Annotated in this window: 8 protein-coding genes; 5 read left to right on the top strand and 3 right to left on the bottom strand. The window is 67.6% G+C overall.

Going from position 1 to position 12,782, the window contains the following annotated elements; genetic code table 11:
* The coding region (locus R5W23_RS03780; RefSeq protein ID WP_320685180.1) for an N-6 DNA methylase at nt 1-1,572 on the bottom strand (1,572 nt) is incomplete at its 3' end.
* 261 nt (nt 1,573-1,833) lie between these two features.
* Nucleotides 1,834-2,289: a hypothetical protein gene (locus R5W23_RS03775; protein WP_320685179.1), complete on the bottom strand. Its 456-nt coding sequence runs from the start codon at nt 2,287-2,289 to the stop codon at nt 1,834-1,836.
* Nucleotides 2,290-2,741: 452 nt separating this feature from the next.
* Here R5W23_RS03775 and R5W23_RS03770 point away from each other — a divergent pair, with 452 nt between their 5' ends.
* Both R5W23_RS03770 and R5W23_RS03765 read left to right on the top strand, forming a co-directional pair.
* Nucleotides 2,742-3,335, top strand: a complete 594-nt coding sequence (locus R5W23_RS03770; protein WP_320685178.1) for a sigma-70 family RNA polymerase sigma factor — start codon at nt 2,742-2,744, stop codon at nt 3,333-3,335.
* Nucleotides 3,332-9,046 carry an alpha-2-macroglobulin family protein gene (locus R5W23_RS03765; RefSeq protein WP_320685177.1) on the top strand — a complete coding sequence of 1,905 codons (5,715 nt, stop codon included), beginning with the start codon at nt 3,332-3,334 and terminating at the stop codon, nt 9,044-9,046. Before R5W23_RS03770 ends, R5W23_RS03765 begins: the two co-directional genes overlap by 4 nt.
* A gap of 100 nt (nt 9,047-9,146) precedes the next feature.
* Here R5W23_RS03765 and R5W23_RS03760 read toward each other — a convergent pair whose 3' ends face one another.
* Nucleotides 9,147-9,575 carry an efflux RND transporter periplasmic adaptor subunit gene (locus R5W23_RS03760; RefSeq protein ID WP_320685176.1) on the bottom strand — a complete coding sequence of 143 codons (429 nt, stop codon included), beginning with the start codon at nt 9,573-9,575 and terminating at the stop codon, nt 9,147-9,149.
* Nucleotides 9,576-9,745: 170 nt separating this feature from the next.
* On the opposite strand from R5W23_RS03760, the gene R5W23_RS03755 reads away from it, so the two are divergent.
* The 3 genes from R5W23_RS03755 to R5W23_RS03745 form a co-directional block, all read left to right on the top strand.
* The gene (locus R5W23_RS03755) at nt 9,746-11,176 is read left to right on the top strand and encodes a C45 family autoproteolytic acyltransferase/hydolase (RefSeq protein WP_320685175.1); all 1,431 of its coding nucleotides are present in this window, start codon (nt 9,746-9,748) and stop codon (nt 11,174-11,176) included.
* 176 nt (nt 11,177-11,352) lie between these two features.
* The gene (locus tag R5W23_RS03750; RefSeq protein ID WP_320685174.1) at nt 11,353-11,757 is read left to right on the top strand and encodes a carboxypeptidase-like regulatory domain-containing protein; all 405 of its coding nucleotides are present in this window, start codon (nt 11,353-11,355) and stop codon (nt 11,755-11,757) included.
* 48 nt (nt 11,758-11,805) lie between these two features.
* Nucleotides 11,806-12,782, top strand: a 977-nt coding sequence (locus R5W23_RS03745; RefSeq protein WP_320685173.1) for a DUF1559 family PulG-like putative transporter, incomplete at its 3' end; no start/stop codon positions are given.

The raw sequence follows: 12,782 nt of genomic DNA, 5'->3' as shown, positions 1-12,782 counted from the left end.
GAACTTTGTCAAGCCCCCGGCATAAGTCCGCCCCTCGGCCACCCGCACTGACGTGGAGAGGTAGTCAACTAAGTTGGAGAGCACGCTCTCCCCGAAGTCCTCACGGGGGTAGAGGCCGTGGGCAATGTTGATGTGCCTCGCGTCGGCCCGGTTGCGCACGAACGCCGGGGGCCGACGGGCCATGTACGTCGCCAGGATGGGAGCCGGTTCTCGCAGTCGGACTGACCACCACGCCCGGCGGTTGGCTGCGACGTAACCTTCGTGGACCTGGAGTTTCTTCGCATTGGTCAAGAACCGGTTAACCGCTTTACGCTCCTCCGCATCGAATACGTCGAGATCGGAGGGCAAGTCGATCACGCGGCGCAGGACCGCCGCGTCCTCCAGCACCTTCCCGGCCCTGATCAACTCCCTGGCCTTGGTGACAGTCGGGTAGAACACATTGGCGGGCAAGTCCCGGCTGTGCTCACCGGCGATCCAAAACTTGTTCGCGCCGGTGACTTGGCCGCGATGAACCCGACAGAGTTCGCCAAGTTCGACGTACCCCTTTGGACCTTTCTGCCCCGCACGGGTCAGATGCGTCCATCGGGACTCTGCCTCCAACCTCTCACGCCGCACCACTCTTTCTTTACTTACGTCCCCCAACCCGTCGATTGTGGCGACCCGGCGCAGGATTACCTGCTCGGGTTGCGCCCCCGTTTCAAAAAAGGTGATCGCAGCGGTCGAAGCCGCGTCCGGGAAAGGCTCGGCAGTCGGTTCGATCACGTCGATGCGTTGCCCGCCAAGCGGCCCCAGGAAGAGGTCGCGGACGAGCTTCCCGTAGTTCACGTCGAGCCACTCGGCTGCGGTGATGAACACTCCGACATCGCCGGGCGAAGCTCGCTGGGCGGTGGACAAGAAGAAATGGACATGCAACCCGGCCAACTGGCTGGCGTCCAGACCGAGCTTCCTGGACTCTTCAGTCAGCCAGCGCTTCCAGGCGGGAGTGATCTGGTGGTGCCGAAGGTACGGCGGGTTGCCGATGTACAACGTCCTCCCATCGACTCGACCGAGGGGCGCGTCTCGGTAGTCGGCCAAGACGATCTGAGACCGGTTCCCCAAGCCGAGGGTGGCTAAACTCGCGCGAGCCAGAAGGGCGGGAAGCGGGTCGATCTCGACGCCGACCAGGAGCGCCTTCGGGAAAATCTTCCCGGCGCGGCCGAGGAACCGTGCAGAACCCACCCCGGGGTCCACGACCCGGGCTGGAGGGCCATACCTTTCAGCGGCCCGCTCGATCATCCAGTCCGCAATCCGAAAGGGCGTGTAGGTGGCCCCTTGGTCTCTCCGCTCCTCGGCCGAGCGGAGACGACAGAAGTATTCCCCGAGTGGGTCTTCTCCGGCCTTGATCTTCTGGATCGACTCTTCGACCAGCCAGTCTTCGACGGGCACGAGTAAACGTGTCAGCCGTTGTTCAGCGTCCGACCACCCGGCCACGGTACGCGCGCCAAGGGCCACAGCTAACGAAGCGAGCTTCTCGGACGTGATCTCGGTGTCAGTTAAAAAGTCGAACAGGGTATGTTGGGCTGGCCGTTTCATGGTCGCCTACCCGGTTCAGTGATGGGGTGTATACTAATTTACTACCACCTCTGGTGCTGTAAAGCACTAGAGGTACCTGTTTGCACCGAAAAGTACCGGAAGTGACGATACCACTGTCCCTCGGCGAGTAGCTTTTATTCTGAGTACGGAGCGTGGTAGGGCAACTCTAGCGGCGTTACTCCGATTGCAGTAGCCCGGCGCCGCAGGCCGCTGCAATCGGGGTAACGCGTCTCGCCTCGGGGTTCGTTTTCCTGGTTCGCGTCAGCCGGTCCCTGTACCAAAGTCCGGGTCTTCGTAGTTGCCGTACCGCTTCGGGAGCGTGCTGTTTAGCGGCGGCAACTCACCGAAGGTGCGGAAGTACCGCTTCAGCAGCCGCTCCTCCCACACCTTCGCCTGCACCGGCGACTCGGCAACGGCGTACCTGTACTCGTACACGGCGGTTGGGTGCCGTTCCGGCAACGGCGAGTAGTGCTCCAAGTAGTACAGCAGGTTGAGAGTGGAACTGCCGTAGCACTTCGAGCGCGCCGTCTGCGACTGGCACCACCGCCGGTACATGTTCCCGGTGCAGCCGATCACTAGGACGCCGCTCGGGTCGCTGCTGAGCATTCGCCCGAGCGTCAGCGGGTTGCCGCCCACCACGATGCGGAACTCGTATACCGCCGCCCCAGAGGTTTCCGGTTCGAACTCGAAGGGCGACCAGTTCGTGAAGTCGGTCATGACGTGTATCCCGTTGTGCCGCCCACTGAACCCTCGCAGCAACGTGGCCCCGGGCGCGTCAGCGGGCGGCCCTTATATCAAGTTGCCTTTGGCAAGCGACGAGGTTGTTACAAAAGGGGCAGCACCCAAAGGAGCGCGCATCTACAAGGGGTCGGCAGAAAAGTGCAATTAGCCCTTGCTGGTGGCGACGACCGAGTCGGCCGGGTAAGGAGCTGTACTCACCACCACGATGGGCGGCCCGGTCATGCGCAAAGACATCCGCAACAACGACCGGTGCCACTGGGCCGGCGGCGAATGACGCGCCCCGATTTTTCCCTTCCAATCCGCGCCCGCGGCGTCAACTAAGTAGCAAAGAACCGCTCCCCCGCCTGCTTTGTGCCGCGCGGGGGGCGGCTCTTCTCGCCCCGGCCCGCGTGCGGCCGGTCACCTCTTTCCACGCGCAGGTGTTCGACATGACCGTGAACGCCGACGCGGGGCCTGACGCGCCCGCCGCTCCCTCGGACGGCACGCCCCGCCCCGCACAGGACAAGCACAAGCTGTTCTTGCGACTGTTCCTCCAGAACGAGCGCCGGCTCTACGCCTACGTGCTCACCCTGCTGCCGCACCGCGCCGACGCGGACGACGTGCTCCAGGAGACCAGCCTCACCATGTGGGACAAGTTCGACGCGGACGCGCCCCCCACCGAGTTCATCGCCTGGGCGCGCAAGGTCGCGTACCACAAGGTGCTCGACTTCCACAAGAAATCGACCCGCGCGCAGGCCCGGCTCAGCGCCATCTTCGTGAAGCGGCTCGCCGAGACCGCCGCCGCGCAGGCCGACGAGTTGCAACTCGAGGAGCGCCGCGCGGCGCTCACCCGCTGCATCGAGAAGCTCCCCCCGCCCGACCGCGACCTGCTCGCGCACCGGTTCGCGGACGGGGCCACCACGCAGTCCGCCTCCGAGCAACTGGGCCGCTCGGTGGACGCCGTTTACAAGGCGCTGGCGAAGGTCCGCGAGAACCTGTTCCGGTGCGTCCAGAACTCGCTCGCGCAGGAGGGCCACGCATGACACCCGCGTCCGAAATCCTCACCGAGCTGCAACCGCTGCTCGACGCGCTCTGCGAAGAGACGATCACCCCCGAGCAAACGCAGCGGCTCGAAGAGCTGGTTCTGATGCACCCCGAAGCCGAGGCGCATTACATCCGCTTCATGAGCTTCCAGGCGGACCTGATCGGGCACTTCGCCGGCCTGCCCGAACCGCCGGCCGCGCCTGCCGTCGTCGAGCCGAAGGCCGTGCCCGCGACGGCCGAGAAGGCGAGCCGGGTGCCGTCGTGGAAAGCGATCGCGTGGGTGGCGGTCGTCGGCACGGTGGGCGTGCTGATCGGCTCGCAGGTGTACGGCTACGCCGCCCGGGCGCGCGAGGTCGCCCGGGCCGAAGAAAAGATCGCGGAACGCCGCGCCGAACTCGCCCGGCTCCGGGCCGAGCAGGCCGCCACACGCGAGGAGCAGCGGAGGCCGCTCGCCGCCGCCCTCGCGCGAGAGGCCGAACTCGCCCAGGAGTACACCAAGGCGCGGGACGACGCCCGCAGAGCCATTGAGGAGAAAGAGTTCGTCGTCCGCCTCTCCGGCCCGACCCACGTTCAGCCCGGCGCGCCCAACAAGTGGACCGTTGAGACGCTGCGCAACGGCGCCGTCGGCCGGCCGCGGCGGCTCGACCTGATCGTCAAGGACGCCCGCGGCGGCGAACTGCTGCGGAAGACGGACGACAAGCCGGTCGGGGCCATGAACCTCGAACTCCCGGTCGCGTTCTGGGAGCGGGTGAAGCCGGGCACCGACCTGTTCCTCGAAGTCGTCGCCCACACGAACGACGACCGCAAGAGTGTGCTCGCCGAGCGGCTGTCGCTGGCGCGCCCGGTGTACGTTACGCACCTGGTCACCGACAAGCCGCTCTACAAGCCGGGCGAGGTGGTGCGGTTCCGGTCGCTCACGCTCGACCGGTCCACCCTGAAGCCGCCGGCCCACGAGCAGCACCTCGCGTTCAAGCTCCGCGACCCGGCGGACACCGTCACGCCGCTCGCAACGGGCAACGGCCGCGTGCTGCGCGACCTGAAGCCTGTTACCGGTTCCGATGACCAGCCGCTTCGCGGGCTCGGGGTGGGCGAGCACGCGCTCTCGCCCGACGCACCGGGCGGCGAGTACAAGCTCGACCTGTACGAGGTCGAGAGCGGCACGCAGAAGGAGGCGCTGCTGGAGACGCGCACGTTCATCGTGAACCGGTACGTGCCCGACGTGTTCGAGAAGAAGCTGGAGTTCGACGGCAAGAGCTACGGCCCCGGCGATGTCGTGCAGGCGCGGATCGAGGTCTCGCGCACCGCCGGCGGCCCGATGAAGGACGCCCGCGCGAACGTGGTCGCCGCGTCCGGCGACAAGCCGTTCCACGAGCAGCCGAACGCGCGGTTCACCACCGCTGAAGGGAAGACCTACCTGGACGTGCGGTTCAAGCTGCCCGCGGACGTGTTCGAGAAGGTCGCGCCCGGCGCCGTTCCCAACGCCACCCTGAGCGTGAACGTGGTGGACGGCAGCGACGCCGAAGCGATCGTGCGGCCGATCCCGCTCGTCACGAAGAACCTGAAGGTCGAGTTCCTCCCCGAAGGCGGGGAGATGGTCGAAAACGTCCCCGGGCGCGTCTACTTCATGGTGCGCACGCCCGGAGCGGCCGGGAAGCCGGGCGACCGGGCGCGAGGCTCGGAGGGGAAGCCGGCGGATCTGAAAGGCACGATCACCGACGGCACGAACACGATCGCCGAAGTGAGCACCCTTACGGACGCCGAAAATCCCGGCGTGAACCGCGGGCACGGCGCGTTCGTGCTGACGCCCAAGCGCGGCGTGAAGTACTTCCTGAAGGTTTCGTCGCCCCTCGGCATCACCCCACCCACCCCGAACGGGTTCCCGCTGCCGGCGGCCAAGCCCGACGGCGTCGCCCTGACCGCGCTCGACGCGGCGACGCCCCGAGGCGGCGCGGTGCGCGTGCGGCTCCACAGCGCCCGCGGCCCGAAGACGCTCCACATCGGCGCGTACGCCCGCGGCAACCTCATCGCGCACCAGAAGGTCGAGTTGGAGGCGAACGCGCCGCTCGACGTTTCACTGAAGGGCGACGAGGCGGCCGGCGGCGTGACCCGCGTGACGGTGTTCGAGGAACTGAGCGGCGACGCCCCGGGGCGCACGGCGCTAGTTCCGCGGGCGGAACGGCTCGTGTTCCGCGGGTCCGGCGAACACCTCGTTCTGGACGCCAAACCCGACCGCGACCGGTACACCCCCGGCGGTAAGGTGAAACTCGACCTGTCCGCCCGGAACGAGAAGGGCCAACCCGCGCCCGCGGTGCTGCTGGTCGGCGTGGTGAACCGCAGTGTCATCACGATGGCCGACAACAAGCACGACCGGCTCCAATCGACGCACTTCCTCCTTTCGGGCGAGGTGCGCAACTCGGCAGAACTCGAGCACGCGGACTTCCTGCTCACCGACCACCCGAAGGCGGCGGTCGCGCTTGACCTGCTGCTCGGGACCCAGGGCTGGCGCCGGTTCGCGGAGCAGGACGTGGCCCCGCCGCAGGCCGAGGACCACGCCGACGTGGACCAGATGCTGGTGGCCCACGGCCAGCGGCCGACGGCGCCGCTGGAGCTGTTCAAGCTCGAAGAGCAGCGGATCGCCGCCGAGTTCGCGCCCCGTGTCGAACAGGTGCGGCTGACGACCGCGGCGGTGGAAGCCGAGTTCAACGCCCTGAGCGCCCAGGGGAACGAAGCCGTCACCGCCGCCGACGCGGCCGTTTCCGCGGCGCAGATCGAGAAGTCCGTCGCGACGAGTGAACTCAACGAGTACAGCGAGCGTTTCGATACGGCGCGCGACGCGGCCGTGCCGGTGCTCACGGTCGTGCTCGTACTGACGCTGGCGTTCCTGGCGTTCAAGGGCCTCGTGGCGGTAACCGGGGGAGCCCGTCGCTCCAGCGCGGTACTGGTAACGGCCGGTCTTGTGGTACTTGGAGCGATCGCGCTGATGTCCGGTTACGTCACGATGGGCAAGAAGTCCGCCCCCACGTTTGAGTTCGTGGGAAGCTCGATCGCGCCACCGGGTGCGGGTCGCGGCGGATCGTTCTCCCGGCAGTCGCGGTCTCCAGGGGCGAACGCCGGGGCGGTAATGGAAGCCGCGCAGGCGGCGCCTGCTCCCGCTCCGGGAATTGGTCCGCAGGGGCCACGAAAGTGGATCGACCAGACGGGCGGCACGCCCGCGCCTCAGAAGCCGATACCGGCGGGCGTTCCGAACTTACCCGCTCCAGCCGCCGCCTTCTTCCCGCCCGGTCGCGGCCTCGTACTCGACCGCAACCAACGGACGCCCTCACAGGTAGGAGTCAAGCCGTCGTCCGAAAAGGAATGGCTCGCCCACGCGCTTGCCCAGCGACCCGTGGGTGGCAAGGTGGCTCTCGGGCCACCGGTACGAGATGGTTTCCCAGAGGCGCCGGTGCTCGACCCGGTGGCACAGTCGACAGCACGGCCGGTCACACCGACGGTCGCGCCATCCGTGGTGCGTGAGTACGCCCACGAGCGCGACCCGGCGCTCGGCGAAGTGCGCGCGGACTTCACCGAAACCGTGTACTGGCACCCCGTGCTGGTGCTGCCGGCGAGCGGCACCGCCAGCGTCGAGTTCCAACTCTCCGACGACATCGCCCGCTATCAGGTGCTGGTCGCCGGGCACACGCTCGACGGCCGCGTCGGCGCGATCACGAAAACCATCGAGGCCCGCAAGCCGTTCAGCCTCGACCCGAAGCTGCCGCTGGAGGTCGCCCACACCGACACCATCGACGTGCCAGTACGCGTCACCAACGACAGCGCCGTGCGCCGCAACGTGGCGTTCGCGACCGCCGCAACGGGCTTCAAGACGGACGGCTCGCTGAAGGGCGCGATCAACCTCGACCCGTTCAAATCGGGCCGCCAGTTCCTGAAGCTGAACGCCGACACGCGCGACGGTCCGGCGAGCCTCGTGATCGAGGGCACCAGCATCCCGGCCGCCGACAAGCACATCATCCGGCGGGCCGTCCGCGTGGTGCCGGACGGGTTCCCGGGGGTGGGCGCGTTCAGCGACATGCTCGAGAAGGGCCGCGCGACCAGTAGCGTCATGCTCCCGAAGGACGTGGTGCCCGGGACACTCAAGGTGCGCCTGGAAATGTACCCCACGTCGATGTCCGATCTGGTGAAGGGGCTCGACGGGTTGCTCCGCGAGCCCCACGGGTGCTTCGAGCAGACCTCGACCACGAACTACCCGAACGCGCTGATCCTCGACTACCTGAACCAGTCGAACCAGGCCAACCCCGAGGCCGCGACGCGGGCGCGGGGGCTGCTCGACCGGGGGTACGGCCGGCTCACGTCCTTCGAGTGCCCGGACACCCCGAACCGCGTCCGGCACGGGTTCGAGTGGTTCGGGAAGGCCGACCGCCAGCACGAGGCGCTCACCGCGTACGGGCTCCTGCAGTTCAAGGACATGGCCCGCGTTCACCCGGTGGACCCGGAACTAATCAAACGCACACAGGCGTTCCTGCTGTCGCGCCGGGACGGGAAGGGCGGGTTCCTGCGGAACGCCCGCGCGCTCGACGGGTTCGGCGGCTCCCCCAAGCCCACCACCGACGCCTACATCGTCTGGGCGCTGGTCGAGAGTGACCCCGAGGATAAGGAGAAGCTCGACCTCCGGACCGAAATCGCGGCGCTGAAGGCCGCGGCTCTCGATGAACGTTCCGCGACCGGTAGGGATGCGTACACGGTGGCGCTGGCGGCCAACGTGGCGCTGCTCCGCGGCGACCGCGAGACGGGCCACAAGCTGCTCGACCGGCTCAAGGAGAAGCATGCGAAGGGCGGGGCGGTGACCGGCGGGGTCACGAGCATCACGCGGTCCGGCGGGCGCGACCTCCAGATCGAAACGACCGCGCTGGCGCTCCTGGGCTGGCTCCGGGCGAACGACCCGAGCTACGCGACTGCCGCGAAAGAGTCGATCAAGTGGATCGCGCAGCAGCGCGGCGGCTACGGCGGGTTCGGGTCCACGCAGTCGACCATCATGGCGCTGAAGGCGCTGGCGCTACACGCCCAGAAGAACAAGCACCCGGCCGAGGCCGGGGAGCTGCGCCTGCTGGTAGACGGCACGGTGGCCGCGACCCGCACGTTCACCCCGAACGACGTGGACGTGATCGGGCTGGACGTGCCGAACCCCGAAACCGTCTTCAAGCTCGGGGGGCGGAACGAGATCGCGATCGCCACGGACGCGAAACAGCCGTACCCGTTCGCCCTGAGTTACACCTACACCACCCTGACGCCCTTGAGCGCGGAGCGGTGCGCGGTGCGCATCGCGACCAAACTCGCGAGGGAGGAAGCGGCCGAGGGCGACACGGTGCCGCTCGCGGTCACCCTGGAGAACCGCCAGAAGCAAGGCCAGGGGATGACCACGGCGGTGATCGGCATCCCGGCCGGGATGAAGGTGCCCACCGACCTGAAGCAGCTCACGGACCTGCGCGAGAAGGGCGCCGTCGCGTACTTCGAGCTGAAGGGCTCGCGCGAGCTGGTGCTATACTGGCGCGAGCTGGCCCCCGAGCAGAAGGTCGAGTTGAGCATCGATTTGGTGTGCGACGTGCCCGGAACGTACCGCGGGCCGGCGAGCCGCGGGTACCTCTACTACGACGCGGACTACAAGCACTGGGTGGAACCGCTGTCGATCCGGATCACACCCGCAGCCGGGAACGAGTGACCGCGAGTGCGGTAGCGACGCGCCCCCCGCTTGCTGATGCAGGCGGGGGAACTTTGGGGAGTTGGTGCCAACTGTGCCGACGGTGCCGCCCGCGCCCACATCAGTTCGGGGCCTTGTCGGCCGGGGGCCGCGGGTTCGGCGGCTGGCTGGCATTTGTCGCGTCCTCCAGGCGCTTCCGGGCGAACTTCAGCCGCACGTCGAATGCCTTGAGCTCTGCCACGCGGACCTCCAGTTGCGCCCGGGCCGCCTCGACTTCCAGTTTCGCCCGATCGAACTCCTCGACGGCCAGAGCCCCGCCGTCCAGCGCTTTCTTGAGCCGCACCACCCCGAGTTCCGCCGCCTTCACCCCGACCTCGGCCGCCTTGATGTGGGCCTTCTTCACGTCCCGCTCGGCCTCCATCACCTCGGCCTCTTCCTCCAACTGGGCCAGCCTCACGGCCGGGCGCACCGGCGGCGGTTGCCGCTCTTGAGCCGGCCCTGGGGCCGCCACCGCGGCGCTCACCAGCGCGACGAACAGCGTTTGACGCATTGCACGTCCTCCGTTGTGAACTCACCTACGGGCGCTCAACCCATCATACCCCGGGCCGGGCGCTTCCACGCCGATCATGTGCGGCAATTGCCGTTCCCAATGCCGCGCCGGTGTGCGATGCTGAACGCCCCGAACCGTCGTCTGTCCCGATCCGCTGAGGCCGATCGCTTATGCGCTGGCTCGCACTCGTTTTGCCGCTCGGTTTCGCCCCCCTGGTGCTGACCGCACCGCCCGCACCGGTCCAGCCCGCCGCGGCCGATCCGGCGCCGGCACCCGCCGCCGACCCGAACCGCTACGGCCCGGCCTACCGGTACACGCAGGACGGCTGGGTGGTGCTGCACATCGAGGGCGAGCCGTACCCCCGCGGGTACCAGCACGGGCGGCTGCTCGCGAAGGAGATCGCGGCGTACGTCCGGATGCTTGCGACCGAGTGCAGCCCGAAGGCGCCCGCCGACGGGTGGAAGGCCGCCCGGCTGGTCACGAACGCCGCGTTCCTCCGCAAGATCGATCCCGAGCTGCTCGAGGAGATGAAGGGCATCGCGGACGGGGCCACCGACGCGGGCGCCAGCTACGAGGGGCGCGACATCGACCTGCTCGATGTCGCGGTGCTCAACGTGCAGATGGAACTGGCCAGCCTCGAGTCCGCGCTCCACACCATGCCGACCGGGCTGGAGGGGAAGACGTTCCCCCGCCCCGGGCGGCCGCGCGCGCCGGCCCCGCGTCCCAAAAAGGTGGACCACTGCTCCGCGTTCATCGCGACCGGCCCGGCGACCGCCGACGGGAAGATCGTGTTCGGGCACATCACGATGGCCGGGCTCACCGCCGGGCCGTTCGTCAACTACTGGATCGACGTGGCACCGCACAAGGGCCGCCGGTTCGTGATGCAGGCGTTCCCGGGCGGGGTGTGGTCGAGCCAGGACTATTACATCAACGACGCCGGCGTGCTGCTGTGCGAGACGACCATCGACCAGACCCCGTTCGACGCCGGTGGGGTGCCGCTCGCGAGCCGCACCCGGAAGGCGATCCAGTACGCCGAGGGCATCGACGCGGTGGTGAAGGCGCTGTCCGAGAAGAACAACGGGCTGTACGCGAACGAGTGGCTCGTCGGCGACCTGAAGACCAACGAGATCGCGATGTTCGAGTTGGGCACGAAGGCCCAGAAGCTGTGGCGCAGCTCCAAGGACCAGTGGTTCGGGGGCACGAAGGGGTTCTACTGGGGGTGCAACAACGCGAAGGACCGGGCGGTTCGCCGCGAGGCCCTCCCCGCGGACGAGGCCGACCGGCCGGCCGGCTCGGAGTGGGAGCCCGACGACCGCGATAAGGAGTGGCTGGCGCTGTACAAGGCGCACGCCGGCAAGATCGACGCCGCGTTCGCCAAGAAGGCGTTCACCAACGAGGTGCTCGCGCAGGACACGGCGCTGGACGCGAAGTACACGACGGCGGCGCTGGCCGCGAAGCTCTCCACCCACGCCCTCTACGGCCCCCCGACCGGGAAGGTGTGGAAGCCCACGCCGGAGCAACTGCGGGACCATCCGGAGATCGTCGCGCTCGAACCGCACCCGTGGACCGTGCTGACGGCCGACGCGCCGGCGAAGAAGTGAGGCCGCACGAAATGTGCATGCTTTCGCCCGTTTCGCGCTTGCGTTGCGTTTAAGGAGCGAGCTACCTTTTTCTATCGCTCACAACCCCGCACCGCTATGCCCCGGGTGCGGGACAACCAACGTCCGCTGCTAACGCGATGCTTGTAGTGTTTACACTTACGCACCGAGTCCAGCTCTTGCGTGGCGCGGCCGTTCTCACACTGGTGTGCTTCCTGTTTTCGGGCTGCGGCTCGTCCGAGCCGAAGAAGTACGGCGTCACGGGCACCGTTAAGTACAAGGGCGAACCGCTCAAGGCCGGTACGATCACGTTCCGCTCGCCCGACCGGGCACACAGTGCGGTCGGTACTGTCGCCGAGGGCCGCTACGACATTCCCGCGGTTTCGGGCCTCCCCGCCGGTCAGTATCAGGTGACCGTTTGCTCGCCGGACCCGAAGGCGCCGGTGCGCCCGGCTGACGAGGGACCCGGCGATTATTCGAACCCGGCCAAAGAATACCTTCCGGCCAAATACAATACGCACACCGAACTCTCGGCCGAGATCAAAGCCGAGGCCGGCAACGAGATCAGTTTCGACCTCAAATAACGTGCGGCACCGTCCACCGCTTTCGCTCATTTATTAGAGGTGTGATTCATGAAGCGTCGGGGTTTTACGCTCATCGAGCTGTTGGTGGTGATCGCGATCATTGCGATCCTGATCGGGCTGCTGCTGCCGGCCGTCCAGAAAGTGCGCGAGGCCGCAGCCCGGATCCGGTGCCAAAACAACCTCAAACAGCTCGGGCTCGCGTGCCACAACTACCACGATAACGGCGGCAACGGCAAACTGCCGACGATGCTCGGGAACGGGTGCTGCTGGGGCACCTGGGTCGTTACAATCATGCCTTTCGTCGAGCTGGAAAACGCGTTCAAGCTGTACCAGAACTGGGGCGGTAACGACGCGATCAACTCGAACTACCCGGCCCCGGGCGTCCCCGGCACCCCGCCCCGGTTCAGCGGCGCTCCGAACACGACCAACGTGACCACCCGCCGGTTCTCCGTGCTGACGTGCCCGGGAGACAACGACAACACCCCGTACAGCAACATCACCACCAACAACTACGCCGCGTGCGCGGGGAACCGGAGCACGGTCGGGTTTCTGGGGGCGGTGATGCCCTCTCCCGCCGGGTACACGCCTGCGGCCGGCATGTTCGACGCCACGGCCTACGGCATGATCATCTCAAACGGAGCCGCGACCCGCAGTATGAACGGTACCCGGCTGACCGACGTGAGCGACGGACTCACAAACACGGTAATGTTCGGCGAGGTGCTCCAGAGCCAGGGGAAGGATTTCCGCGGGCTCACCTGGTACGGTGAGGCGGCCGGGTTCAGCACGTTCCAGCCGCCGAACACCGCGACCCCGGACCGGATTTCCTTTGCCACCTACTGTAACAACCAGCCCACGCAAGGGCTGCCGTGTGCGGCCAGCGACTCGGCCAACCCGATCGTCTACTACAGCCGGAGCCGGCACACCGGCGGCGCGAACGCGTGCCTCGGCGACGCCAGCGTGCGGTTCATCCGTAACAGCATCAACCCGGCCACGTGGATGAACATGGGACCGATCGCCGACGGCGC

The sequence above is a fragment of the Gemmata algarum genome, assembly GCF_034097035.1.
GTDB classification, from domain to species: domain Bacteria; phylum Planctomycetota; class Planctomycetia; order Gemmatales; family Gemmataceae; genus Gemmata; species Gemmata algarum.
The sequence above is the reverse complement of the archived record's forward strand: the minus strand, read 5'-3'. Positions and strand labels throughout refer to the sequence as shown.